This is a genomic window from Atopobium fossor DSM 15642, from assembly GCF_000483125.1.
GTDB lineage: Bacteria > Actinomycetota > Coriobacteriia > Coriobacteriales > Atopobiaceae > Atopobium > Atopobium fossor.
Genome location: NZ_KI519553.1, coordinates 186460 through 212810, shown reverse-complemented (window position 1 = coordinate 212810; position 26351 = coordinate 186460). Strand labels below are relative to the sequence as shown.

Here is a 26351-nt window from a genome sequence, read left to right as displayed (position 1 = left end):
CATACTGGAGCGTTTGCGCACATGCCGCGACATGCTTACTACTAACCCTCTCGCCCGCGAGACGGAATGTCTCTTACCTATTACGGACGGTACGACTTACTTCTAGGACGAGCCATGCTCGCTTGAGTGCGCACACTCAAGCTTACGTGGATCCTTTTGGCCTCGTCTGCCTTGGACTAGGGCACCCTATAGTACCCGCAACCACAGCCTGATGAAAGACCAGCACATTATACCAGCAGCTACCATACTCTTGAAAAGCCGCATCCAATAACCTGATTAACTCCTGCAACTTTAAGAATCTTTGCACAAGCGCGCATGCTGGAACCGGTAGTTACTACATCATCTACAAGCAGTACATGAGCCGCACATACCTCATTAATAAGTTCGATAGTGCCAAAAAGATTAGCAGCACGCTGAGCTTTGTTGAGTTTGCGTTGATCGTGCGCTTCATGGCGGACTAACACATCTACCAGTGGAATGTCTATAAACGAACTAAGTGCACGGGCAACGAGCTCCATATGGTCAAACCCCCGTCGTACAAACGCTTTATGAGTTGCTGGCACAAACATGATTGCATCAATGGCTGCAAGATTAATATGATTCCAACCTTGAGCTTCATCCAAAGCGGTTGCCATTGCCGCTGCTATTATTGCCGCAAGACGAGTCTCATGCTCATCTTTAAGTGCAGTTACCATATGAGCACAGGTCCCCATAAATGAAGTAGCACATATCACACCATCAAGTTCCTCCCAACTATGGTCACAAGAAGAGCAGGTAAGCCATCCAAAAGGGGCGCCACAATCCAAGCAAGCCCATTGTTGATCAACCCACGTTAGGCTTTCTTGACAATTGGGACACAAGAGCTCTCCTGGCACATTACATCCTATACAACGCGTAGGCCAAAGAAGCTCATTGGTGGAATTGGTAAGTTTAGATAAAAAAGACATACGACTCCCCTGCTAGTTTGCAAAGGAGTCGTATAGCTAGTGTAGCTTCTTTACGTAGCGGTATGTCCCTACAAGCCCATAGGTCTAGGCGGACGGTCATCAGACTGTTGGATATGAACATCTGATGGCAGAGATGTGTCTGTGGTACTTGGCACAGGATCTTCCAATCCAGACAGATCATAAAAACCAGAGGGCGGCGCAGGAACCGATTTTTGATTAGGAGAGACAACAGGCATTGAAGATCGTGCTATACCAGAAACCTGAGGTGCAGAAGGATTCATACTGGCAAGTACTGCTTCTGCGGACTGCTCATTATTATTGATAGCAGCAACTAACTGAGGGGTGGTTACTACAGATTCATTGCCATTCTCGTCAAATGTCACTACGTCGGAAAGCCAGCCACAATAAGGGGCTGACGTGCTCCTAAACGTACGGAATGAACTAATAATCAAAGGAATTTGCAACACAATAATGACAAGGTAATAAATAGCTATTGCCACTCCCTCTTCACCACTCGAAGTATAGCTTATCTCGACAGATTGCTTTACAAGCGCCGCACCAGACAGCAAGATAAAGTCCCATAAGAAATGAATGAGTGAAGAACCCCAGAAGCTCGTACGCTTTATTGCAAATGCCGAGAAAAACAGTCCTAAGATACCCGTCTGTATAACCTTAAGCACCAGTTGTGCAATATTAACAGCATTGAGCTCTGTACCAGGTGTAATATGTGCAGCACCAAAAATAAGTGCGGCGACCAAAATGGCTCCATTAAACCCTCTGCGTGTTTTACCAAAACGTGCAAGTAAACCACCTAAGATAATGCCGCGATAGGTCGCTTCTTCAGAAATGCCCACAAAAACGCAGATAAAGAAGGTTTGCGCCATAGCAATGGGCCAAGTACTTATAACAGCTTGTTCACCAGAAAAGATAGTGGTCAGGGAAAGAAGCAATTGCAGACATGCCAGCACAATTAGGTACTTACTGTGTTTAAGTGTATAAAGCAGGTCCTCTTTATGAAAAGCTATGGCACGCTTGCCACCAAGCAGGTACAAAGCCCACACACTCGCCAAAGCAGATATACCAATAACCAGCAACATGACAATATTAGTATCCGGATCAGTAAGGGTGACTATATAAGAGCCTATTGCATATACAATAGCAACTCCAACGCTCAGTACCTGTAACAGCACAAATGCCAGCACACATAAGCTGAGCATAAAACGACGATGTGGTTTAACAAAATAGGTCATGAACCGACGTCCTTATCGATAGTAAAATGTCAGTACTGCTCAAAGTAACTCATTTTTTTACGCTCGTACAAAAAATTTACAAGCATTATCCCATAAAGCTTGGTAGGTTTGTTTGCGCGTAACCAATCCAGTGTCCTCCTTAACCTGAGCAATGCTATCTACCGTATGCATAATCATGGCTGTCTCACACTCTTGACCACGCAAAGGAACGGGTGCCATATACGGAGAATCTGTCTCGGACAAAATAAGGTTAAGAGGAGTTATTGCCAGGGCCTCACGAATATCATCTGAACGCTTAAACGTACAGGCCCCGCCAAATGCCACATAGACACCTTGATCAATGAAGGGTTGCAATACCTGAGGTCCATCTGTGTAGCAATGCAGTTCAAGACCTTGTTTTGGTATACCTGTTTCTCTCAATGCTTCCAACACAAGTTCGTGAGCCGCTGCATTATTTGGCTCGGGCGCATCACGCACATGTAATTCCACACACAGTTCACGATCTTGTGCAATATGTAACTGATTAATTAAGATTTGCTTTTGAACCTGAGCAGATAACTCATTGTAGGGGCCAAAATCAATACCAATTTCTCCTATGCCCACACAGCGTGGACTATCGAGAAACTCCTCGAGCTTGGCACGTGCTTGCTTAGGTGCATCCACATAAGCCTGAGCAGAATAGGGATGAGCACCTGCCACCACATAGATACTGTCCAACAGTTGAGTTGCGTCTTCGTATCCTGGAATTTCTGGAATAGACAATCCTTCCTGCATACAGAGATCTAGAAGTATATGTGCTTCTTCTATCTGCTCATCAATCCAAGTATTGCACGCTGCTACCGTCACAAATTTGCGTGGAATTTCATCCACTGGATCCAAGGGCACCACCAACATGTGCACGCCAGCTAAAGCTGCACGAGTAAGTGCCACAGCAGCAGTAGTTTTTTTGTAGCTCGCAAGATGACCATGGGTATCTGCTACAGGAGCCAAAGGACGAGCGGCAGGCACTGGGCGATGTTTCTTATCAAAAAACAGGTTTTCCTCAAAAATACCCAAAGCAGACTGCACGCCTTGTTTGCGTATAGCTTTATGCAAAGCTTCTTTTTGAAAAGCCCAGAGTTCTTGAATCTGTGTTGTCATATACCCCCCTTTACGCACAGTACTCTGACTGTTTTAGCGCAAAAGCAAGAGAAATAAAGTGCGCAACAGTAAGTGTTTCTGCACGAGCAGCAGGATTGATTTCACATGCCTCACAAGCTGCATCAATAACACTTTTTGAGAATCCCGAAGAGCTTAGAGAGTTACGTAACGTTTTGCGACGTTGTGCAAAAGCACCATCAATAACCTGAGTAACCTGCTCCAATTCTGATTTTCTCAATGACTCTTGCGTTGTAGGATGTATTGCCGTAGTGCGATCTATGCGCACAACAGAAGAGTTGACATGAGGTGGCGGAAAAAAGTTCCCTGGTCCAACCTCAAATCTACCCGAAACGGCGCCATAAAGCGCAAGCTTAGCTGTATATGCACCATATGCTTTGGTGTTCGGCGCAGCTGCAATACGATCTGCCACCTCTGCCTGAACCATAACTACCGCGCGAGAAAGCGTAGGAATTTGCTGAAAAAACTTAAGTAACACAGTTGCAGCAACTTGGTATGGGAGGTTTGCAACAAAGATATTGGGTAAACTGTCTGCCCCACTACCTACTACAGGAGCTAAGGCCTCTGCAATCATAGAGGGGGTTACCTTAAGCGCATCGGCTTGCACCAGTGCGAACTTATCGCCATCTTGAGCAAGCGTAGATGCATAGACTTGAGGAAGCTCTGGATCTGCCTCTATAGAACACACTGCACGAGCTCGTGGCAACAATGCTGCCGTAAGCGTACCAATACCAGGACCAACTTCAAGTACAACGCTCGAAGAAGCATCCAGTTTGGCAAGCTCACAAATATGACCAATAACGTGGTCGCTCACCAAAAAATTCTGGCCAAGCCGTTTTTTGGTGGCAAGACCAAACTCTTCGAGAGCAGTACGTGTTGCTGTAGGTGTTGCAAGAGGTGAATACACAAACTACTCCTTTTTGGCAGCAAGCCTAGGGAATAGTGCATCACCCTTAGTTACGGCTACCTCACTTGCAATACCACCCCAAGTACAAGCCTCAGAAAGACTATTGCAAGCAATTTGGTCGTCCAAGCTCATACGATGCAATACTTCTGCAGATGTTGTAGGCATAAAGGGCGTAAAGAGTAATGCACTTATACGAATAGCTTCCAAAAGATCCGCAATGATGTTACGGAGCTCTTCTGTACGAGTTTCATCTTTAGCAACATTCCAGGGGGCACTATCTTCAATAAAGTGATTGGCTGCATGAACCAGCTCCATAACGGTGTTCTTTGCACCAACGTAATCAAACTGCTCCATACACGCACAATAACGCTCTACCAAACCATCGGTTACCTCACGCAAAACACCTGTATGGTCCACCCAGCCATTAAGATTAGGGGTACTACCATCAAAATATTTTGCACTCATGTTAAGGGTACGAGATACTAAGTTACCCCAGCTATTTGCCAAATCTGCGTTGTATACCTGTTCCATACGCTCAAAACTAATAGCGGAGTCCTCGCCATGAGAAACATCGGTCATAAAGTAGTAGCGGTATCCCTCAATACCCAACAAATCAATAACATCAGAAGGAGCAATGGCATTGCCACGACTCTTAGACATCTTCTCTGCTGCACCAGTTTCTGGATTACGCACAGTCAAGAAACCGTGAGCAAAGACATGATCAGGCAAAGAAGCACCAATTGCCATAAGCATGGCAGGCCAAATAACACAATGGAAACGAATAATATCCTTACCTACCAGGTGATATTGAGCAGGCCAAAAATGAGCAAGCTGAGAGCGTGCTTCATCCGTATTTACACCGTAGCCAACCGCAGTCATATAGTTGAGCAGCGCGTCAAACCAAACATAGGTTACATGTTTGGTATCAAAGGGCACGGGGATGCCCCAGTCAAAGCTGGTGCGAGAAACAGAAAGGTCCTGCAAGCCACCTTCTACAAAGCTACGAACTTCATTCATGCGGAAAGCTGGCTGCACAAAATCAGGGTGTTCTTCAAACAGCTTAAGCAAAGGCTCCTGGAAAGCAGAAAGCTTAAAGAAGTAAGATTCCTCCTGCACACGCTCCAAAGGACGCCCGCAATCAGGACAGAGGTGCTGACCTTCGGTCTTGTGCTCCTCATCAGACTTGCGTACCTGATTTTCCGTAAAGTAGGTTTCCTCGGGAACACAGTACCAACCGTCATAGCTGCCCTTATACAAAAAACCAGCCTCTTGCATCTTATTCCAAAGATACTGAACGGCTGTAAACTGACGCTCATCCGTCGTACGGATAAAGTCGTCGTTAGAAATCTCAAGCTGCTGCCATAAATTCTTAAACAAAGGTGCCTGGCTGTCGCACCACTGCTGTGGAGACATACCATGATTGGCTGCGGCCTCCGCGACCTTCTCGCCATGCTCGTCCATACCGGTTAAAAATTTCACGTCATAGCCCATCGCACGACGATAACGCGCCTGCACGTCTGCAAGAATGGTGCAATATGCTGTCCCCAAGTGAGGTGCAGCATTTACATAATAGATGGGCGTAGTGATGTAAAAAGGCTTTTTATCTGCCATAACGTAAGTCTCCTCATGACGGATTTGGCATGGACACCTATAACGTATTTATTGCAAATTCTGATTGTACTGCACGATGCGGTCGTACGCCTCAGAACGTGGGATATCAAATTGTTTAGAAAGAGTTTTTGCAAGCATTGACTTAGATTGACCTTCAAGCAAACCTTGCTCAATAGCTTCTTGTAAAGTGGTGGAATTGCCTGCCATCATTAAATCTGCCTGTACCTGTGCACACTCTTGCTCTGAGGGAGGCGCAATCACAATAACGCACTCACCACGCAGGTTTTCTCGCTGAGCAATGCTTTGAGCTAACTGGGGAGCCATAGCGCGCACCACTTCTTCATGCACCTTAGTAAGTTCTCGTACCAATGCCACCTGACGCTGAGGAAATACCTCAGCGATATTCTTAAGGGTAGCCTCTACGCGATGTGGGGACTCATATAGCACAAGTGCGCCGGGAACAGCTGCCAGAGCAACAAGGCGTTTAAGCTGCTCACTTGCTTTACGTGCGAGAAACCCCTCAAAGAAGAAATGATCCATAGCAAAGCCAGAAGCAACCAACGCACAAATAACTGCTGAGGGACCCGGAATTACTTCAACCTTGCACTGAGCGTTAAGAGCTGCATCCACTAGATATTGACCTGGATCAGATACGCTGGGCATACCTGCATCAGATACAAAAGCAATATGCTGACCAGCAGATAAACGTTCAAGTACCGACTGAGTACGAGAAGCAATAACGTTATCATCGCAACGTTCCAACGGCACATGAATATCAAAACGACTCATGAGCTTAGCGGTAACACGTGTATCCTCGCACAGCACCACATCTGCACCTGCAAGTGTTTGAATAACACGCGGTGAGGCATCAGATAAATTGCCAATGGGTGTTCCCACAACAGATAATATGCCCTTATTGGATACTACAGCGTTTTGAGTGTCGAAGGGTGCTTTTTGCACAGATTGTTTTGCCATGCTGTAACCCTAGCGAAGCATATCGCGCTCGAAGTTGGATAGAGCAACACGTGCATCCCAGCCGGGCAATCTATTGGATGTCTTCCAAGTTTGGAAGAACCATGCCGGGCAAACAGAAAGCAAGCTCATTTGCTGAGCAACAAAAAGGCGTTCACGTGCAATGCGTCCCTCAATAGTGGTAGTTTTACCAGGTACAGACAGTGCAGCTGACCACTCACCCACCATAACAGGCAAGCCACTGGTACACGCTTGAGCCAGCGCTTCTCTACTTGCACTCAAAAGAAGCTGTGCATTTGCTGCGCCTGTCGAGACGGGCATGGAAGTTGGACGATACAGATGGGTATCCAGCCAAACATTTTCATACCGACTCGATGCCATAAAATGCTTCCAATGACTATGGCGACCAGCATCAGAAAAAACAACAACAGGTCTATTACCAGCACATCTACGAATTTCTGCATACGCATCACGATACAGATTCCGCAAGTGAGAAAGTGGCATACCGGGCTCAACGCTCAAACCACGGCGACGAAAGGTAACGACCTCATCCAAAGGCTCAATTCCTAAAAATGAACTGCGTCCAACATAGCGAGCAGCAAGCATTCCTACAATTTCAAGCAGTGCACTACGGCGGGCAGGTGTAAAGTCTGTCTTCATACGAAGCGCATTACCGGTTTTCTCGGCACCTGGAGCAAGAACAATATTGACAAGAATCTTGATATCGAACTTCTCCGCCCACTCAAAAGCCTTGTCCACGTACTCAATATAGCCTGTATGAAAACCAGGTAGAGGGCCCTGTTCGCCAAATACATACCAGGGCACTGGAAGGCGAACAGCATTGTAGCCACGAGATGCCATTTGCTTAAAATCAAATTCTGTAATGAAATTCTCTACATGCTTATGCATGAGCTTCGCATATGCTTCACTGCCTAGCTTGTTTGCTAGGGCAATAGGATCAAGTGTTGAAGTTTTTGAAAATAGTTCGGGGGTCACCCAAGACTCAAGCATTAACCAACCATCAAGGTTTACGCCTTGTAATGCTTTTTGCGCCATTGGAACCTCCTTTTACCTATGTAATAGCACTACACTACTACAGTTTTAATTACAATACCGTTATGCGCAGCGATAGCTTGCACAATTTAAAGGCGTTTCATACATGTCTACCTGTACCACAGGCAGACCCTTTTGTTTGAGTTGATTGGCAAAGTAGCGCGCCAGATTTTCTGCAGTGGTTCGGAACGGTAAAATCGTAAGCGTAAAACCCTCATTGGCAAGACAATCAAGCGTTTGTTGTTTGAGTGAACCTTCCTCAATTAAGAAGGTATGATCTAGGCTATCTGCCAACGTACGTACCTGCTTTTTGAAAACACCAAAATCCACAACCATATCTTTCATGGTACCTTCTTCTTGCAGGTCATCTTGCTCAATATACACAACCACACGCCAGCGATGACCATGGAGATTCTCACACTTACCATAGTAATCTGTCAAAAAATGTGCCGAGTCAAAAGCGGCTTCTGTCTTAAGTGCGTACATGATTCCCCTTAATAATGATGCCACCACATACCACACGGTCGCCATCATAAATCACAGCAGACTGACCAGGTGCAATGGCACGAATTGGTTCATCGGTATGAACGTGAAATGTCTCTGCTCCGGTTTTAGTAATCGTAGCTGGATGACGGTATCCGTGATAAGACACCACTGCGTCTGCATGGATTACCTCTTGTGAAACACCGGAAGGCCACAGCGCTTGCACGGCATCAAAATCCTGGCTCATCAGAGCATCTGTATCCCCCATCACAACCGTATGAGACACGGGATCGATGTCCACTACATACATGCGTTTACCAAGAGAAACGTTGAGCCCCTTACGCTGACCAATAGTGTAATGAGCAATGCCTTTGTGACGTCCTAATACGTTACCTTGTTCATCCACAATATCGCCCGCACGAGAGTCAAAGCCCTCCTGACGCTCAAGAAAACCAGCGTAATCTCCATCGGGAACAAAGCAAATATCTTGGCTATCATGCTTGTGGGCATTATCAAAACCGCAGCGCGTAGCTATTGCACGAACCTCATCTTTAGATGCAATATCACCAAGCGGAAGAAGCAAATGCTCAAGTACCTCGGGCACTGCTGGATACAGGACATAACTCTGATCTTTAAGAACATCCGCACCAGCATATAGCTGCATGATGCCATTCTCGTCACGCTGAGTACGAGCATAATGCCCTGTTGCAATATATTCACAACCTAACGCCTGAGCACGTTTCCACAGCAAACCAAATTTAAGCCATCGATTACATTGAATACAGGGATTAGGTGTAGCTCCTGCAGCATAACCGTCTACAAAACGTTTGATAACTTCTTGGTCAAACTCACGAGTAAGATCAAACGTAAGATGTGGAATACCCAATTTGATACAAACTGACTTTGCATCAATAGCATCTTCCAAACGACAGCAGGTACTATTGCGCGCCAGCATCATAGTGGCACCAATGCACTCATGTCCTTGTTCAAGCAATAACTGAGCAGCAACCGAAGAATCTACACCACCACTCATTGCTACAAGAACTTTACTCATACAACAAACCTCACAACTTGCTATACCAACGCCATAGAGACGCTCAGGTTATCATTCTTAAAATCCACTGTTCCCAAACTACCGCAAACCAGTGGCATCATAGGAGGTAAATGTCCAATATCCGCATTAAGCATAACGGGTACCGTAATGCCAAGCTCCAAAAAGGCAGAAAGGACTGCTTGTTCTTGCGTCAGACCAAACTCCTCGTCGTCCTTACGTAAGGGACGTCCAAAAATAAAAGCTTTTGCCCGAGAAAACCAGCCAGCTTCTGCCAACTGCCATAAGGCACGACGTACTTGAATGGGGCCCAAATCACAAGCTTCTAGATACCAAACAACACCATCAGCAGCATAACGCTCATTAAACTGACTCACACAATCAAAGCGAGTACCACAAAGATTAATAAGGATATCCAAGCAACCACCAAGTAAGCGACCCTGTACATGCAGCTGGCTGACAAGATTACCTGATTTGTAAGCTGCAATATCCGAAACTTCGGTCGTGTTGTAAGGAGCCAATGGATGTTGTTCGTCCTTTAAAGAAGTGAGTTCCCAACTCTCATACGAATTAACTCGTAGCGTCTGACCAGCTTGAGCCTCAGTTAACACCCTCCAGGCATCGTTGAGCGCTGGATGCCAAGGACGCATACCAAAACTTGCAACACACGGCGCATAGATAGAAGCTACATCACACTGTGTTGGAAGCAAAAATCCAAAATTGGTATTGTCTGAGTACCCCATAAACCACTTGGGTCGAGCAGCTGTAAGCTCACTAAAATCAAGGTGAGAAATAACCTCATTCATAAGCTCTCCGCCGCCAGCAGAAATAAGAACATCATCTTGGTTGCCACAATAAGCATCCATGAGTTCTTGTGCACAGCGTGTAGGAGTGGAAGAAATGCCTATACCATCACTTGCGCGAACACAACTCCATTCATGTACTGCATAACCAAGCTTGGCAAAACACTTGTATGCAGAAGCAGTCGCAGAGATATAAGGCTCGGTCGTAGCCCCAAACGAAGGAGCTACGACACCAATAACTTGAGATGGAGCAAGTGATTGAGGATACTGCACGCTATTCCTATCTACTAAAACTTGAGGTTATGCATCAGAACGAGAAAAACCATTGCGCATACCTAGGCTTGCATCGAACAAGACCTTATCGAGCAGGTCATCCGTCTGAACCTTGAGCTCATCAACAAGCTTTTGGTTGGCAAGGGCCAGCTCGGAAGCAGCATGTTCATATGAAAGGTTCTTCTCGATAACCGCATCGTCGCAGCGGTTAAGCATGGCACGTGCAGCAGAACCAAACGCTTCTTGATAGCGCTCCACATGAGAAGAACACTCGCGATAGTGAGCATCTGCCAAAGCAGCAATAAGACGGTTGGCCCAGTAGAAACTCTCACTGGTCACGCGAGCAGTAGTGTTAGAGATATACTCGGGATTCTCGTTTGTATTGGCATACAGAGGAACCAAAACGTTAAAAGCATTGGAACCATAGGCAAGCCACTCAACCGCCTGAATTGCCCGAGGCATGTAAGGACGCAGTTGGATAATAAGAAGTTCACCATTGCGGTTGATACCAATAGGGCGATACTTGCCGCGCTGTGAATCATCGCCATAGTGACCATAGGGATCGTATGGAGTGCCCTGGTAATGTAGGGACAAAACGTATTTTACATCCTCAATACTAATGGGATTCTCAGGCTCAAGACACCAAGGAATATCGTCGTCCTCGGGCAACCAACCAGCACCCTTCTGATCCCACTCCATATGAGGGTTAAGCACACGGTGCATGTTCCAAGCACGCGGTGTGTTATATACATGATCTGCATCAGACTTGCTGCCAAAAGCTAAACGAGGATTAAAAAGGGTATGACCAGCTTGTGGATCTACATCAATCCAGCCTAAGCTCAGCTCATTATTGCCATCCAGCTTATCGAGACGATATTTTTGAATAAACTCACGCAAGTCTGCACTAGCCATACAGATACGCTGCTCGCCCTCTGCATCGTCCAAATCAAATGCGTCAATACCCAGCTGATTTGGCATGGTCACATACATTTCATCAGGAACGCGACGTGCAATCCAGTGATGTCCGCCAATGGTCTCTAACCACCAAATCTCATCCGTATCAGAAAATGCAATGCCATTCATTTCGTAAGTGCCGTACTTCTCGAGCAAAGCGCCCAAACGCTTGACACCATCACGAGCAGATTTGATATAAGGAAGCACCAGGGTAACCATATCTTCCTCACCAATGCCACCCACAACCTCAGGCTGATAATCCGCATCACCAGGATTGCCTTTAGCAGGGTGATACTCAACTAAAGGATCTGCACCTAAAACACGTTCGTTGGAGGTAATGGTTTCTGTTGCAGTCATACCAATGTTTTTCTCGTTAACACCAGCGGCAGCCCAAATACCATGCCCATCTACCGCCTCTGGCACAGAGGTGTAACGCATGGGATTGTTAGGCAAGGGAATAGATACGTGGCTTAAAACACTGGTATAGGTAGTAGGCTGATCTAATGGCTGAATAACCTTGAATTTTTTGGGGTTAAATTCAGTAGAGCCAGAATCCTCATTGCGAGCAATAATGGTTGAACCATCAAGCGACGCCTTCTTACCCACCAAAATAGTTGTACAAGCCATTATGTTGTCCTTTCTTCAAAGGTTTTTACACGTTGTATGCATAGCCCTATATATGACGTTGGGTATCTTGTATTCATCAACGTTCTTTTGATGTGTTAGGTCTACCCCAATTCTCCCTTTACGAGTTTGGTTTTTACCGCATATAAACTGGGACACACAGCATAAGCAAGTTGTGCAATCTCTGCCGTTGGTTCAGACAAATCTGGAACCATAACGGTGATAAAACCACCGGCTACTCCAGCACGAACACCAGAAAAACTGTCCTCTAAAACCAAAGTCTGTGCTGGCTGAGCACCAACATGTGCTGCAGCTGTTAAAAAGATTTCTGGATCTGGTTTGGCTTTAGTAACTTGGTCTGCCGTAATAACTGCATCAAAATATCGAGACAATCCCGTTGCTTCAAGATTGTGATGAGTAAGCTCTCTATCCGAAGAGGTTGCCACAGCACATAAAACACCTTGCTGCCTGAGGTATTCAAGCAACTCATCTGCACCCGGCTTTTTGCTGACGTTATTCCAAATAAGAATACGTGCATGGTATGACAGGCGATCACGAATTTGTTGCGCTGGTACCTCATTACCATAGTAACGGCGAATCACCGTATAACTTTGTTCACCTGCCGTACCACAGCAATCTTGAGCAAGACCTTCCTTTTGCGTAAGACCAAAATCCGCTAACGCAGGCTTCCATGCTTGCTGCCACAGCTTTTCTGTATCAAACAAAAGCCCATCTTGATCAAATAATGCTGCTTGAATCATTACTCAAGTCCTCCGTTAGCATCATCTTGGATAAGAGCTTGAGCCTCTTTTAGCAGATCAAGACCACGCTCATGAAACATCAGATTCTTACTTTGTTGTACAAAAGACTCAAGAGGATGGGCGGAAACAAATGCCATAAACGCTTGATCACAAGATAAACGACTCACAAACACCAGTAACTCCTGGCCACTGCCAAAGCATCCATCTAAAAATGTCAGAGTATTATCTACATGTGCTGTGATGTTGCGCGCGTCATCTGCCATTACGCAACATGCTTTGTTGAATGCCATCTTAGCTGCCGAGAAAATCATGGAGTCTGTATCCAACGATGATGGACTTTGCACAGAAGTCTCCATAGCTGCACGATGTGCCGCCGCGCGAATTTGCTCCCAAATAGCAGCTCTATTGGTAAGTTCTGCCAACTGTCCAGAAGACGCTTTACCGGTGTTTTGAGCATCCACTAACGTGGCGGCAACCTGAGCTGCTTGCTCATCGATCTTGGTAAGTATGCTTAATGAAGCAGCATTGTCTGTCTTAGGGGCAAAAGCAAGGAGCTCGAACTTAATAGCTCGGCAGGACTTTTCATAAGCTTGCTGAGCATGTACCTCATTAAGAATGACTGTAATGAGCAGATTGACCACAGCAATGCGCTCGTCAAAAGGAGCAGCGGTAGCACGAGCAGTAATGACCTGATTTGCTGAGCCCTCCAAAATATCGGACACCTTGTAGTCATCTTCGTACTTGCAAAATAAATCTAGGTATAAGGAGAAATCTTCCGCCACATGTTGGTCTTGGATGTACTGAGAAATAAGGTTGAGGTCAACCTTAATCTTCTCAGCACCATACGCATAAAGCATGCGGGAAAGATCTTCCCAACCACGTGCAGTAACGATACGTGCGCCCGTTGCAGCAGCGCGAACCTTATAGAAAGCTTCCGGCTTATTGGATAAAAATGTTGTAATAGCTGGATGAACACCATGAGCTACCGCGTAGTTTTGCCAAACATCAAGATTAGCCTCAATATCTATGCGCTTCATACGATCCATCATAGCGGGATCAAACTCACGTGCTGCACGGTTGTACTCAGGAGGATTGCCAGCACAAACAATAATCCAGCCAGCAGGTAATTGATGTTGACCGAAGGTCTTGTACTGCAAAAACTGCAGCATAGCAGGCATGAGTGTCTCACTTGCACAATTAATCTCGTCCAAAAAGAGTACGCCTTCGGCTACGCCGCTTTTCTCGATAGCGTCATGAACCGCTGCAATGATTTCACTCATGGTATAACGAGAAACACGATATTGCTGGCCCTCAAACTCGGATGTATCAATGTACGGCAAGCCCAAAGCCGACTGCCGTGTATGATGAGTAATGGAATAGCTCACAAAATTGATGTGCATACGCTGAGCAATCTGAGCAACAACAGCAGTTTTACCAATGCCTGGAGGTCCCATAAGAATAAGAGGGCGCTGCATCATAAACGGAATGCGATAGGCACCAAACTCATCTTTGGATAGGTAGGCACGAATTGCACCTTCTATCTGTACTGTTGCTTCGCTGATGTTCATATACGGCTCCTTGTAGTGAGCTTAATAAACGGACATAGATTCAAACTGACCCGAATTGATAGTAAGCTGAATAGCCCATGCAGGAACCAAGTCGGGACGGTGATCTTCATCATAAAAAACAAAGGCTGTCTTAAATGGTGGCATCGTTTCTGGATACGTACCCCAACCATCGGTAAAGTAAATAACCCCTGCAAGGTCATCAAACTCTCCCTTTTGGCGCAGCTCCTGAACGTAGCGGAAAGCTGGTCTAAAATCGGTTCCACTAAAACCATGTAGATCAATCTTCCGTCTCCATTGGTTCATTTCTGCCACACTCGTAATTTTGGTATCGCTCCGAACTTGTAAATCGCATTGAATAATATGCACATTGATTTTCTCGAAAAATGACTCGGTACTACACAACACATCATAGGTGGTATCTACAAATTGCTGCACAATTTTGCCCGTAACCGAACTTGAGGTATCAATCACAATGACAAAGTCACGTATGCGGTTTTTATTACTGTATTCCAGCGGTTCTATGAGCGGCATATCCTTATATAAAGACAACCCGTAGGTATAAAAAACGTAGTCAAACTCATCTTCTGATAAGCGCATATCCTCTTGGTACGTTGCAAATTGACGCAAAAACTCGCGATAATCCACCTCTTCATGCTGGCTTACTTTAAGTTGATGCATGAGTCCACGTAGCTTGGAGCCACGCTTGCGTGACAAGGTTTCTAAATCTACGCGCATGGATTGTGCCGCTTTAGACCAACTTTCTTCTGCCCGCTTGATTTGCTCAGGCGTAAGTGAAAAATCTGCATCCTTGGCAGTGGGACTTGCGGTTGGCTGTTGTTGATCTGAACAAGAATCTTTATCCGAATCCGTAAACGAGTTCTTGCTGGGTGTATGGGCAGCCAAACCAGTAGCAGAATCTTGGTTGTTGAGCGCATCTGTATTTCTTTGTTGCTGCGGTGTTGTTTGGGAATCTTGAGTAAACCAAAGACTATGGTCATCTACAAAAAACAGTGGCTCCCATGCAGATAGCATATTGGAATATCCGCCACTTATAAAACTATGATACAAGCGCTCAGCTGTGAGTTTACCAGCAAAATTATCGTACAAAGACTCCAGCGTAGCCTCAATTTTGCTGCCGCGTTCACCCGTACGAGAACCCACAATGTCTGCCACTACCATCTCTGCAACAATGTCACACGCTAGGCTCCATGCCTTACGCTGTACACGTGTACCCACAAACGGATGTAAAAACAAACAATGTGCCAGCACGTGAACGTAATCATGTACGGGAGGCTGCTGCTCATCTAAGTAGGCAGAAATAACCTGATGTGCATCTATAAACAGCGTCGAGCCATTAGTAGAAAAGCTCTGAGACTGCTTTTGTACCTCAAGGCGTAGCAAGGCAATTGAGCCTGCTAAAAAATGATTATGTGCCACCAGTGTCTCTTGCGTGAGCTGCATAATACGCAGCGCAAGAGTCTGCTCATGAGAATCCACATCCACCCCCTTGCACTGTCTGCCATGCTACTGCAGCGCTCGAACACAACTGTTAAATCAAAAAACTATCGAGAAAATCATCGGTTGATGTTGGCAAGAAAAGCTCCTGCTTGCGCCCTAAAAGCCAACTGGCAGCCTCTGCATAGCCTTCTTGAGATGCAGCCAAAATGGCATCATCAAAGCTCTTCTCGTCAAAAGAATTGGCCCAGATGCCCACTTGTTTAAGCTGCGCAATCTTGCCGTTTTTTGCCAGCACGCACAACAAAGTTGCATTATGTACAACAGAAGTACTCGGAAGCAAATACGGAACCATTTCTGTAACAAGGTCCACATCCGCCTGTAGCCAAGTAAGTGCAGTAAGCCGGCTTAAAAAAGCCGAAGGCATCTGCTGACACACAAAACGCACCACGCGCTTATCTGCACGAGGAACCACTAATGAACCCATAACATGCTCTATGATAGACGAGCCTATTTGCTTGGTATGATACAACTCAAGCAGTTTAGTTGCTAAATCAAAACAGATATCCGCCGTAACATCATCACGCTGCGAGGCATGCCTAATGCTATGCCATGCACGCACTACACAAGCACGATATATATCATCAAAAACTGTTGCATCAAATAGACCGGTAGCAGCTAGTTTATACACAACGTCACAGGTATTTTGTAAGTTGGTACTAAAGGAATATGCAGAACCAGCCAGCTGTTCATTACCAGTAAATTCCTCAAAAACCTCGGTAGAAACCGTTTGATCCATAAGGTTTAAAAATAAAGTAGGGCTGGATCGTACCAGGTCAAAGCGCGTATATACGCCATCATGTACAGGCATTGCAATATCACGACGAACCTGTGGATCAGGATCTCCTAGAAGATCTACGCCTTGCATAAGTAGCCATCGAGCACAGTTTTCATGACCACAACGTAAGGCCAACGCAAGTGCCCATGATGGATAGGCAAATGGAGATAGCATCTCCCATACCTGTTGCAGAACTACAAGATCTCCTAAGCAAGCCGCTCGCTCAAGCACATCCACGCAACTTACTGCATCAAGCCCAGCTGCATGTGGCCGTAGCGCATCAAGTGCTTCTTGTACCTGCTGACCTGTTACCAGAGCTTCTCTAACTGCCATTAAGAACTGTTTAGCTTCTCCATGTGTCACAGGCATTTTAGGCATGCCCCTAGTAAACAAGATGCGACTCGTCGATGATATACAGCGTATTATCTAAATAACGTTTGGCCAACCAGTGAGCCATATCTAAGTTTTGGTCCAGATAGTTGCCGCATTCCTCTGGAGCGGCACCCGGAATACTCCCTTCAAAATCCCTGATAAATTCAAACATGCGAATGACTAAATCAAGGACATCGCGTGAATTGTAGTCTCCAAATACCACAAGGTAACAACCTGTACGACAACCCATGGGGCCAAAGTACACCACACGACTAGACCATTGTTCATCATTGCGCAAAAACGTGGCACCCAAATGCTCGATGGTATGCAGCTCTGCTGTATTCATGACGGGTTCACGATTAGGAGCGGTCATACGTAAATCAAAGGTAGTAACTATAGCCTGTGTCGCATGATCTTGATCTTTGCGAGACACATATACACCAGGCTCAAGCACCAGATGATTGATGGTAAAACTTGCAATCTTATCCATAGTCGCTCCTTCAAGGCGGATACCTATATTGCACACCTTATAGGATGTAAGGGGTATACCAGTAAGTATATGCACTTGTACCCAATTATGTCTGAGCAGTGGGGTAGGATTAATCAGACAAACATTGCTCAGAAAGGCTTGCTATGACCGCAGCTTCCACCCTTGAGATACTCTACGCTCCTGTTGCAGGCAAGATTATGCATTTAACAGACGTTGCGGATACCGCCTTTGCACAAGGCATGCTTGGACCAGGCGCCGCTATCGAACCTGCAGATGCTACACAAACCAGTGGTGTAATAAGCGTTGTAGCACCCCTTTCTGGCACAATTACCGCTGTTGCTGCACAAGGCCATGCAGTAGGCATTCGTAGCACTTACGGCTTAGAAATACTGGTGCATGTAGGCATAGATACCGTAGAACTGGACGGCAAACCCTTCCTTGTACAGGTACAGGTGGGAGACATTGTTCAGATGGGAGATGTACTGCTCCATGCAGATATCGCCGCTATTATAAAATCTGGACGCAAACCTACAGTTATGGTGGTAGTCACAAGTGGCGCAGGCATATGTGCTGCTCAAGATGAAATTTACTTACAACCACGTCGCAATACTCAGCAGAAAGAAAAATTTTTAGAAGTCAACTCTAGTGCATTTGTTATCCCTACAAAGCAACATGCTACAGATTCCACCAGCAATGTTGAACCATCCTCGCGCGCCCCACAGCCAACATTGGGAGATCGCATTCCTTGGCCTGATGATCAAAGCTACGCAAATATTCCTACAGATGAGGCCTTAGATCTTTATCTGGATTGGACAACGGATCAAGACATAGACCCATGGGATCATCAAGTGGAAGCTCTTCTGAGTATTGCCGCAGGTAATCATGTGATTTTGGGTACACCAACAGGTTCGGGCAAGTCGTTAGTGGCACTTGGTATGTGCTTTATTGCCGTATGCACAGATCGTCGTGCATATTACACCGCTCCTATTAAAGCACTGGTTTCCGAGAAGTTCTTTGCATTGTGCGATGTCCTAGGCAAGGACAATGTTGGCATGATTACCGGCGACGTTGTCATTAATGCAGAAGCACCTATTATTTGCTGCACTGCAGAGATTCTCGCACAAGACGCACTGCGCTTTGGCGATAAGGCAGACATTGGCTGCGTAGTCATGGATGAATTTCACTATTACGCCGATCCTGAACGTGGATGGGCCTGGCAGGTGCCCTTGCTCACCCTTCCCCATACACAGTTTTTACTTATGAGCGCCACACTGGGAGACGTATCCAACATTGCACAATCTCTTACAAAACACACAGGACGCAAGGTAGATCTTGTATTGAACGCACCGCGCCCTGTACCTTTGTCTTATGAGTTTGTCGAAACACCCTTGGAGGCTACCGTAGAGCTTGCGCTACGCGATGGCGATGCTCCTTTATACATTGTGCATTTCTCGCAAGAAGCTGCTGTTAAAAGCGCTCAGGCGCTGGCCAGCTATGGCGTTTCTACTAAAGATCAGCGAGAACAACTCAAAGATGCCCTTAAAGGTGCCCGTTTTAACACTGCTTTTGGCAAAACACTAAAACGTTTACTGCTTACAGGCGTTGGAGTACACCATGCTGGAATGTTGCCACGCTATCGTTTGTTGGTAGAACGCCTTGCACAGCAAGGACTCATTCCCGTTATTTGTGGCACAGACACCTTAGGTGTAGGTATTAACGTGCCCATTCACACCGTTTTACTCACCCAGCTCACCAAATTTGATGGCCGCCATATGCGCCGTCTTAATGCACGTGAATTCCACCAGATTGCTGGACGTGCTGGCCGCTCCGGCTTCGACACTGAAGGTCGCGTTATTGCTCAAGCAAATGAATACGATATTGAACGTGCACGCGCTTTGCTCAAAGCTGCTGGAGATCCCAAAAAAGCACGAAAAATAAAAACCAAAACACCTCCCAAAGACTTTGTGAGTTGGAATGGTCAAACATTTGAACGCTTGATTGAGGCCACGCCAGAAGCACTTATGCCCCGTCTTAAAATTACCAATTCCATGGTGTTGGCAGAGGTGGAGCAGGGCGGAGATGCATGGACTCGCCTACATGCGCTCGTGAATGATTCTGCGCAGTCAGACCTACAAAAGGCAGAGCTTTCGCAGCGCATAGATGAGGTGCTGGCAACCTTGTTGGATGCACAGGTAATTTCTCGCGATACTCCTGCAGATATGCCTCTTGGTCCTGCCAACTATACGCTTGAGACAAACTTACCGGATAATTTCTTACTTACACAGCCCCTCTCGCCCTTTATGCTTGCAGCGCTCGAATTGCTTGATCCAGAAGAGCCTGGCTATGCCTTAGACCTTATTTCCATGATTGAAGCTACATTGGATAACCCTGGCCAAATACTGCGTGCACAAGAAAAGGAAGCACGAGTTAAGGCACTTACTGCCATGAAAGCAGAAGGCATAGACTATGACGAGCGCATGGAACGCGTTCAAGAAATTTCCTATCCCAAACCTTTAGAAGATCTGCTCAATCAAGCTTTTGCAAGCTATTGCGAGAAGGTTCCCTGGGCAGCAGACTATGCCTTGGCTCCCAAAAGCGTACTGCGCGAAATGGTAGAGTCTGCCTACGACTTCAAGACCTACATTAGTTACTACAAGCTCTCTCGCTCTGAAGGCACACTACTGCGTTACCTGTCTGACGCATATCGTATATTGGCTCATACCATTCCAACAAGCTTCATAAATGAGCGTCTTGATGACATTATTAGCTGGCTTTCCATCGTAGTACGCACCACAGATTCCAGTCTAATTGATGAGTGGTCTTCTGACAGCTCTTTGAATCAGGGTGCAGATCTTGCTGCACCCAATGCCTCGGATGTGGTAGTTGTAGATCGTCGTGGCACTACCCTCCTTGTTCGTAACGCTTTGTTCGCACGAGTACGTTTAGCAGCTTTTGGGCGTACCGATAAGCTTGGTGAGCTTGATACAGATTGGGGATGGCGCGAGGCTATATGGCAACATGCATTGGATACCTACTTTGAAGCGCACGATGACATCTTGTTAGATGCAGATGCTCGCTCTGTTGCCTATCTTCAAATAGATGAATCTGATGAGAAAACCAAACGCGTATGGCATGTTCATCAAATCTTTAGTGACCCCAAAGATGATCATGACTTTGGTATTTGGGCGGATGTAGATTTGGATGCTACGCAAGAAGAAGCAACGGCTATCTTTACCAACTATCGTGTGGGCTTTTTTGAGGATGTGCAGCACAGCTAATATTCGCTGGTAAAATTACATATCTAATGTTCTGCCTGCATCTGAGAGGACCTCATGGCTATTAACTATCAAAATGCACGTTACGAAGCCTCATTTGGCACCACTCAACAACTTCCTGAGTCCACCACTCCAGAAGTTGCTTTTGCCGGTCGCTCCAATGTAGGTAAGTCCTCGTTGCTCAACAAGCTCTTTGGTCGTAAAGCACTCGCCCGAGTTTCTTCTCAGCCTGGTAAAACAGCAAATATCAACTTTTTTGAGGCTGACGGTATCCGCTTTGTAGATCTTCCTGGCTATGGTTTTGCTAAGGTAAATAAGGGTGAACGCCAACGTTGGGCGGATCTCATTGATGGTTATTTTAGCGATAATCGTAGCTTTAACCTGGTTATTGCTTTAGTAGATATTCGTCACGATGCGCAAAAGTTGGATATGCAAATGCTGCAGTTCCTTGCGGCAAACCAAATTCCTTTTATAGTCGCCCTTACCAAAGCAGATAAGCTCAGTAAATCTAAACAACATGCACAGGCCAATACCCTTGCTAAACAGTTTGGCTTGGATCGTATGGCTCTGGTAATTACCTCTTCCGAAACAGGGCAGGGCATTGATGAGCTCAAGCGCTTTATTGCTAACGCTATTGAAGAAGACTAAAGAAAATAGGTTATATGTCCCAAGATATGTTTGATGCAAATACTCCTGATCACAACTCCAATCAGGATCCTATATTTATTGCAGAGCAAGAGCATCTCACTCAAACCTACAACAAGCTGGTAGAGTTACGGGATGCCTTAAGTTCAGAGCTAGAAACTGCTCATGAAGGCGCAGCTAAAGACCTACGTGATCTTTCGGACGAGATTCGTGTAGACTTTGGTGGTGCCGATGAAACTATGGAAACCTTAGCTGCCATTGAGACGCTCAATGCCGTTATTGATGCCTATAACCAATACCATGATTTCTCGGTAGACAAACTACGTCGTATTCTTTTGGCACTCCAACGCCCCTATTTTGCTATGGTCCGCCTACAAATGCGGCCTAATCGTCCTGCACGTGACATCTATATTGGTGCCGCTGGTGTTACGGATGATGCACGCCGTCCCTTCATTGTGGACTGGCGTTCTCCTGTTGCAGAAACCTACTACAATCAACAAATGGGCGAGACATCCTACCTTGTAGACGGTAAGGAACGCAAGGTTGTTCTTGAGCTGCGTCGTCAGTACGATATCTCCCGTAACATCTTACATAACTATTTTGACACCACCGTAGCCATCCAAGATTCCATGCTGCTCAACTCCCTTAAGAGGCATCATTCCGAAAAACTCCAGGCCATCACGGCAACTATTCAACGTGAACAAAACCAAATTGTCCGACATGAGGATGTACCCGCTTTGCTGGTAGACGGCATTGCAGGTTCTGGCAAAACTTCTGTCTTGCTCCAACGCATTGCTTATTTGTTCTATCAAGAAAGAGAAACGCTACGCCCTGATCAGGTATATCTCTTTACCCCTAATAGCGTTTTTGAATCCTATATAGATCAGGTACTCCCCTCGCTTGGTGAGTCAAACCCACAGGTCTTTACTTGGAAAAGCTTCATGTCAAAGCTTGGCCTTTCTGAGCGTAATTCTGGTGCAAGCGATTCTCCAGAGTCATTAAAAGCTCTCGAGCTTGCACTAAAAGATTTACATTTTCAAAATGAGGATTTCAAAGAAATCCGCATGCATGACACGGTATTGCTTAAGCCGCAGCAAATTGCATCTGCACTTGCAAAGTTTTCTCAGTTTCCTCCTAGCCCCAAGCTTATTGCACTTACCAAGGACGAACTGCACGAGCGTCTTAATCGCCGCATGGGCCAATTAGCCAAAAATGAAGATCTTCAAGAAGAGATGCTGTCCCTTACCTTAGAAGAGCAGGTAGAACTGTTTGGAGAATCCCTCAATCCCGTTAACGACGAAGAAACTCAAGCATATGCTAAACGCTATGTAGATTTACTTTTCTCGGACGCACATGAAGAGGTTGAGCAGGCAAATTGGCTGCGCTTTGACCGTATTGGTATGCGTATGCTTAAGACAGACCATCTCACAGCAGCAGAGTGGCTTTATCTCAAGATGCTTATTACCGGTGCAAACGCTCGTGACGCGCGCTTTGTGCTTATCGACGAGGTGCAAGATTACACAGCAACGCAACTTATTGTGTTGGCACGCTACTTTAAGCGCGCGCACTTCATGCTACTTGGTGACAAACACCAAGCCATTTTTGAAGGTACCGCTAGCTTTGATGAGCTTAAGGCTATTTTTACACAAAGTCATGGCTCCATTGAGGACATCAAGCTCACTACCAGCTATCGCTCTTCCCCTGAGATCACACAGCTTTTTGCAAGCCTACTTGATCCCGATGAGCAGCGCACCTTAAGTTCCGTGCATCGTCCTGGCATTGAGCCGCAAATCATGGCTATCGAGAATACCAACGAATATGTGACGCGACTACGCAAGGCGGTAGCTCAGGCTCATGAGCGTGATGGTTTAACTGCAGTAATTTGCGCTCATAAAGACCGCGCTTCTTGGATGGCCAAACAACTTGGTGATAGCGTCTTGCGAATACATGATAATGAACCTCTACCTAAAGAAGGAGTCATTCTCATTGACCTAGCCTTAGCAAAGGGATTGGAATTTGATGAGGTCATCATCCCAGATGCGCAAGCGACCGAATATGACAACTCAGATTTATCTCGTCGTCGCTTGTATACAGCTATTAGCCGTGCCATGCATCAAGTAACCATTTTGGCTCAAGGTGAACTGAGTCCAGCTTTAACGTGTGCGCTTGCCACCAACCGCTAATTAGGTTTTATGCATCCATTGGTTTGTTATTAAGGTTTGTTATTAAAAAGCTCAAGCGCGGTTGCATTAAGCAACTGCGCTTCTTTTGTAGCATGAGAAGCCACAAGTAAAGCACGCCCATGCAAATGCTTTAACACAAATTGAGCAGCATGTTCATGCGCTGCCGCATCTAATGATGAGAAGGGTTCATCAAGCAATACCAGCTGTGAATCATGTAACAGCGCTCGCACAAGCTCAACTCGACGTCTCTGTCCACCAGACAATTGGCATACTGGTTTATCTAGAAGATCACTCGTCTCATCTTGTGACAAGAGCTCGCTCAATACTGCACGAATATCATGCTCTGTTATACGTGCACCGCATATTAGTTGAACATTTTGTACAGCAGACAGTGCTTCTATAAGTAAGCTCTGCTGGCTCATAAGAGAAATACGCAACTCAGAAGCACTGTTCATTTGGCCCTGTATAAGCGGAATTATTCCCGCAATGGTATTAATAAGCGTAGTTTTACCTGTACCGGAAGGGTCACAAACCACAACACGATTACCCATGTTTAGTGTGAAATCAAAATCAGTTGCCGTAGCATTGCCATCATAACCGAGGGTTGCTTTTTGAAAATGTACCAGCGTCTTAGCATCAGCTTTGTCAATATAAGCAGTCTCAACATATCTTGGAAGAGCCAAACGCAATGCCCACGTACCAGATTGCGTAAGCAGCCATACAAAACACTTCTCGCTAAACCAAGAAAGCGCTACTATGGCTATAGTCCACGCAAAAACATCCCCCACTTCAAACAGCAACTTTGCTTGGTAAATGAAGAGACCCATAGAGCCTGCAGGTGTTCCTATTAACTCTGCAGCAACACCAGCCTTCCAAGCCATGCCGCAGGCATTTTTGCTCGTAGCAATCAAGTATGGAAGTACCTGCTGATACCCATCAACCAAAAATTGGTGTACTAGACCCACGTCAAACACTTCAAGCAAGCATCGCATGTCATGCGAAGAACTCTCTATACCCTGCAGTGTTGCTAGATAGATTGCAGGAAATACAACTAAAAACACCGCTATACCCGACACGCTTGCCGAGCCAACCCATATAAGCAGCACAACAATAATGCACACAATAGGAGTGCTTTTAAGCATGGAAACCACTGGTTGAAGCACCATTTTGAGCAACTTTGAGTAAGATGCCCCCACACCTAAAGCACAGGCAACTACAAACGCTATACAAAAGCCAAGAGCAATACGTACAAATGAGAAACTCACCACAGGTATAAAGGTTTCAGAAACCATAATGTGCACTAAGCGCTCGACAGCAACAAGCGGACCTACCAAAATGAGGTCATTTCCAATAACGCTGGCCACAAACTGCCAAACCACCAGCCAAAGTGCAACCGCACCAATGCGCACCAGTATCCCGCCAGAAAGTACACCAATTACATTGTGCTTCTCAGAACTTTGCACGGCTCTCCTTGAGCTCAAAGACATGTATCACGTGCTTGCATTTAGATACTGTAATAAAAATTGTCCTGAGGCAGACTACCACCTACAGAAGCAGAATCAAAGTCGTGAAGCACACTGAGGTAACCAGACAAGGCCTTTTTCATCTCGCCGCCCGTCACGCACACAATATTGCATCCAGGAATTGCAGCTTGGGCTATTTTCTCGTTAGGAACAATATCTGCTTCAACAACAAGTTGAGCCGCAGATACAGGGTCCTCATTAACAGCATGAACCGAACGACTATGTCGGTCGAGAAAATCTACGATGGCATCGGGATACTGCTGAGCAAATTCTTTGCGCACTACCGTTACGCCCGTAACAAATTGACTGCCAGAATCTTTAGCATACTCATTCCATACATCAACCAAAGCAATAGGAGCTTTAAGATTGGTATCCTTGGCCAAAGCAGCGGTAGTAAAAGGTTGCGGAAGAATTGCTACAGCTTTAGGATCGGACGCAAGAAGAGCCACACATTCGGTATGTTCACTCTTAAACTCCAAAGTAACTTTATCTGTAAGGCCAGCCTGCTTAAGCAGGTAGCGGAAGGTGTACTCGGGACTCGCGCCTTGACCCGCCATGTATACTGTACGACCCTCAAGATTAGCAAAGGTGTTTACAGAAGTATCGCCCGTAACCACAGACAATACACCCAAGGTATTAATATCAATAACCTGCACACCACCCTTAGTTTTGTTGTAGAGCACTGATGCGGCATTAGAAGGAACCAAAGCAATATCTGCATCGCCCTTGATAATTAGAGGCAGTACCTGATCGGGTGCGCCAGAAATGGTATAGGAGTAGGTAATACCATCAGCCTTTTGAGGAGTAGTAGCCATATCTGTGGTTGGAATACCAGAGGCATCCTTCATCATGGGAAGCAATCCAATAGCAGTTGGCCCCTTAAGAGAGGCTACGCGCACCGTTACTGTACTGGAAGTCTGATTGGTTTTGGAAGTAGAGCGTTCATCTTTAGAAGAAGAGCAAGCTGACAATGTCAAAAAGCAGCTAGCCCCCAATATACCAAGCGCTTCACGACGAGAAACCAACTGTTTCATACAAATCTCCTTTAATAAGCATGTATGAGCACTGTTTTACTCTCTCATTTTATTAGTCGCGCGCTAAACACATCAACAAATCCGGTAAAAGGTGGTTATGGCTTGAATTGCTCACAGGATG

General features: G+C 45.9%; 21 protein-coding genes. 3 read left to right on the top strand and 18 right to left on the bottom strand.

What is annotated here, in order from left to right:
• Positions 1-239: 239 nt before the first annotated feature.
• From G469_RS08285 to G469_RS0103600, 16 genes are all read right to left on the bottom strand, one after another.
• Positions 240-947 carry a ComF family protein gene (locus G469_RS08285; RefSeq protein WP_035425374.1) on the bottom strand — a complete coding sequence of 236 codons (708 nt, stop codon included), beginning with the start codon at positions 945-947 and terminating at the stop codon, positions 240-242.
• A gap of 68 nt (positions 948-1015) precedes the next feature.
• On the bottom strand, positions 1016-2197 hold the full coding sequence (locus tag G469_RS0103670; protein WP_028263894.1) for a CPBP family intramembrane glutamic endopeptidase: 1182 nt from the start codon (positions 2195-2197) through the stop codon (positions 1016-1018).
• Between the two features lie 57 nt (positions 2198-2254).
• Positions 2255-3337: a TatD family hydrolase gene (locus tag G469_RS0103665; RefSeq protein ID WP_028263893.1), complete on the bottom strand. Its 1083-nt coding sequence runs from the start codon at positions 3335-3337 to the stop codon at positions 2255-2257.
• A gap of 10 nt (positions 3338-3347) precedes the next feature.
• Positions 3348-4262 carry a 16S rRNA (adenine(1518)-N(6)/adenine(1519)-N(6))-dimethyltransferase RsmA gene (gene rsmA, locus G469_RS0103660; RefSeq protein ID WP_028263892.1) on the bottom strand — a complete coding sequence of 305 codons (915 nt, stop codon included), beginning with the start codon at positions 4260-4262 and terminating at the stop codon, positions 3348-3350.
• A gap of 3 nt (positions 4263-4265) precedes the next feature.
• Positions 4266-5873 (bottom strand): methionine--tRNA ligase, encoded by a 1608-nt coding sequence (metG, locus tag G469_RS0103655; RefSeq protein WP_028263891.1) that lies wholly within the window; start codon positions 5871-5873, stop codon positions 4266-4268.
• 48 nt (positions 5874-5921) lie between these two features.
• Complete coding sequence (gene rsmI, locus G469_RS0103650) at positions 5922-6848, bottom strand: 16S rRNA (cytidine(1402)-2'-O)-methyltransferase (protein ID WP_028263890.1); 927 nt, start codon at positions 6846-6848, stop codon at positions 5922-5924.
• Positions 6849-6857: 9 nt separating this feature from the next.
• Positions 6858-7901 carry a glycoside hydrolase family 5 protein gene (locus G469_RS0103645; protein WP_028263889.1) on the bottom strand — a complete coding sequence of 348 codons (1044 nt, stop codon included), beginning with the start codon at positions 7899-7901 and terminating at the stop codon, positions 6858-6860.
• Between the two features lie 60 nt (positions 7902-7961).
• On the bottom strand, positions 7962-8384 hold the full coding sequence (locus G469_RS0103640; RefSeq protein ID WP_028263888.1) for a 6-pyruvoyl trahydropterin synthase family protein: 423 nt from the start codon (positions 8382-8384) through the stop codon (positions 7962-7964).
• Positions 8371-9435 (bottom strand): tRNA 2-thiouridine(34) synthase MnmA, encoded by a 1065-nt coding sequence (gene mnmA / locus G469_RS0103635; RefSeq protein WP_028263887.1) that lies wholly within the window; start codon positions 9433-9435, stop codon positions 8371-8373. Before mnmA ends, G469_RS0103640 begins: the two co-directional genes overlap by 14 nt.
• Before the next feature lie 20 nt (positions 9436-9455).
• Positions 9456-10508 (bottom strand): S66 family peptidase, encoded by a 1053-nt coding sequence (locus G469_RS0103630; protein WP_028263886.1) that lies wholly within the window; start codon positions 10506-10508, stop codon positions 9456-9458.
• Between the two features lie 27 nt (positions 10509-10535).
• The gene (locus G469_RS0103625) at positions 10536-12089 is read right to left on the bottom strand and encodes a C69 family dipeptidase (protein ID WP_028263885.1); all 1554 of its coding nucleotides are present in this window, start codon (positions 12087-12089) and stop codon (positions 10536-10538) included.
• A gap of 101 nt (positions 12090-12190) precedes the next feature.
• A complete protein-coding gene (locus G469_RS0103620; RefSeq protein WP_028263884.1) occupies positions 12191-12847 on the bottom strand; it encodes an HAD family hydrolase in 657 nt (218 codons plus the stop codon).
• Positions 12847-14415 (bottom strand): ATP-binding protein, encoded by a 1569-nt coding sequence (locus tag G469_RS0103615; protein WP_028263883.1) that lies wholly within the window; start codon positions 14413-14415, stop codon positions 12847-12849. Before G469_RS0103615 ends, G469_RS0103620 begins: the two co-directional genes overlap by 1 nt.
• 21 nt (positions 14416-14436) lie before the next feature.
• The gene (locus tag G469_RS08280) at positions 14437-15912 is read right to left on the bottom strand and encodes a vWA domain-containing protein (RefSeq protein WP_051353746.1); all 1476 of its coding nucleotides are present in this window, start codon (positions 15910-15912) and stop codon (positions 14437-14439) included.
• Positions 15913-15964: 52 nt separating this feature from the next.
• Positions 15965-17086: a hypothetical protein gene (locus tag G469_RS08275; protein WP_156908400.1), complete on the bottom strand. Its 1122-nt coding sequence runs from the start codon at positions 17084-17086 to the stop codon at positions 15965-15967.
• A gap of 4 nt (positions 17087-17090) precedes the next feature.
• On the bottom strand, positions 17091-17570 hold the full coding sequence (locus G469_RS0103600) for an S-ribosylhomocysteine lyase (RefSeq protein ID WP_028263881.1): 480 nt from the start codon (positions 17568-17570) through the stop codon (positions 17091-17093).
• 143 nt (positions 17571-17713) lie between these two features.
• On the opposite strand from G469_RS0103600, the gene G469_RS0103595 reads away from it, so the two are divergent.
• The 3 genes from G469_RS0103595 to G469_RS08270 are packed head-to-tail and all read left to right on the top strand — an operon-like array spanning position 17714 to position 23673.
• A complete protein-coding gene (locus tag G469_RS0103595) occupies positions 17714-20848 on the top strand; it encodes a glucose PTS transporter subunit IIA (protein WP_084522294.1) in 3135 nt (1044 codons plus the stop codon).
• Positions 20849-20902: 54 nt separating this feature from the next.
• Positions 20903-21493 carry a ribosome biogenesis GTP-binding protein YihA/YsxC gene (yihA, locus tag G469_RS0103590; RefSeq protein WP_028263879.1) on the top strand — a complete coding sequence of 197 codons (591 nt, stop codon included), beginning with the start codon at positions 20903-20905 and terminating at the stop codon, positions 21491-21493.
• A gap of 14 nt (positions 21494-21507) precedes the next feature.
• Entirely contained in the window at positions 21508-23673 is a 2166-nt protein-coding gene (locus tag G469_RS08270) for a HelD family protein (RefSeq protein WP_084522293.1), read from the top strand.
• A gap of 29 nt (positions 23674-23702) precedes the next feature.
• Here the strand turns inward: G469_RS08270 and G469_RS0103580 are convergent, their stop codons facing one another.
• Together G469_RS0103580 and G469_RS0103575 are read right to left on the bottom strand one after the other, a co-directional pair.
• Positions 23703-25136, bottom strand: a complete 1434-nt coding sequence (locus G469_RS0103580; protein WP_028263878.1) for an ATP-binding cassette domain-containing protein — start codon at positions 25134-25136, stop codon at positions 23703-23705.
• A 41-nt stretch (positions 25137-25177) separates the two neighbouring features.
• Positions 25178-26230 carry an ABC transporter substrate-binding protein gene (locus G469_RS0103575; RefSeq protein WP_028263877.1) on the bottom strand — a complete coding sequence of 351 codons (1053 nt, stop codon included), beginning with the start codon at positions 26228-26230 and terminating at the stop codon, positions 25178-25180.
• Positions 26231-26351: the final 121 nt, after the last annotated feature.

Bases quoted from the DNA above. Each gene is read 5' to 3' on its own strand.
- G469_RS08285 (WP_035425374.1), bottom strand. From the start codon at position 947: ATGTCTTTTTTATCTAAACTTACCAATTCCACCAATGAGCTTCTTTGG.
- G469_RS0103670 (WP_028263894.1), bottom strand. From the start codon at position 2,197: ATGACCTATTTTGTTAAACCACATCGTCGTTTTATGCTCAGCTTATGT.
- G469_RS0103665 (WP_028263893.1), bottom strand. From the start codon at position 3,337: ATGACAACACAGATTCAAGAACTCTGGGCTTTTCAAAAAGAAGCTTTG.
- metG (WP_028263891.1), bottom strand. From the start codon at position 5,873: ATGGCAGATAAAAAGCCTTTTTACATCACTACGCCCATCTATTATGTA.
- rsmI (WP_028263890.1), bottom strand. From the start codon at position 6,848: ATGGCAAAACAATCTGTGCAAAAAGCACCCTTCGACACTCAAAACGCT.
- G469_RS0103645 (WP_028263889.1), bottom strand. From the start codon at position 7,901: ATGGCGCAAAAAGCATTACAAGGCGTAAACCTTGATGGTTGGTTAATG.
- G469_RS0103640 (WP_028263888.1), bottom strand. From the start codon at position 8,384: ATGTACGCACTTAAGACAGAAGCCGCTTTTGACTCGGCACATTTTTTG.
- mnmA (WP_028263887.1), bottom strand. From the start codon at position 9,435: ATGAGTAAAGTTCTTGTAGCAATGAGTGGTGGTGTAGATTCTTCGGTT.
- G469_RS0103625 (WP_028263885.1), bottom strand. From the start codon at position 12,089: ATGGCTTGTACAACTATTTTGGTGGGTAAGAAGGCGTCGCTTGATGGT.
- G469_RS0103620 (WP_028263884.1), bottom strand. From the start codon at position 12,847: ATGATTCAAGCAGCATTATTTGATCAAGATGGGCTTTTGTTTGATACA.
- G469_RS0103615 (WP_028263883.1), bottom strand. From the start codon at position 14,415: ATGAACATCAGCGAAGCAACAGTACAGATAGAAGGTGCAATTCGTGCC.
- G469_RS08275 (WP_156908400.1), bottom strand. From the start codon at position 17,086: ATGCCTAAAATGCCTGTGACACATGGAGAAGCTAAACAGTTCTTAATG.
- G469_RS0103600 (WP_028263881.1), bottom strand. From the start codon at position 17,570: ATGGATAAGATTGCAAGTTTTACCATCAATCATCTGGTGCTTGAGCCT.
- G469_RS0103595 (WP_084522294.1), top strand. From the start codon at position 17,714: ATGACCGCAGCTTCCACCCTTGAGATACTCTACGCTCCTGTTGCAGGC.
- yihA (WP_028263879.1), top strand. From the start codon at position 20,903: ATGGCTATTAACTATCAAAATGCACGTTACGAAGCCTCATTTGGCACC.
- G469_RS08270 (WP_084522293.1), top strand. From the start codon at position 21,508: ATGTCCCAAGATATGTTTGATGCAAATACTCCTGATCACAACTCCAAT.
- G469_RS0103575 (WP_028263877.1), bottom strand. From the start codon at position 26,230: ATGAAACAGTTGGTTTCTCGTCGTGAAGCGCTTGGTATATTGGGGGCT.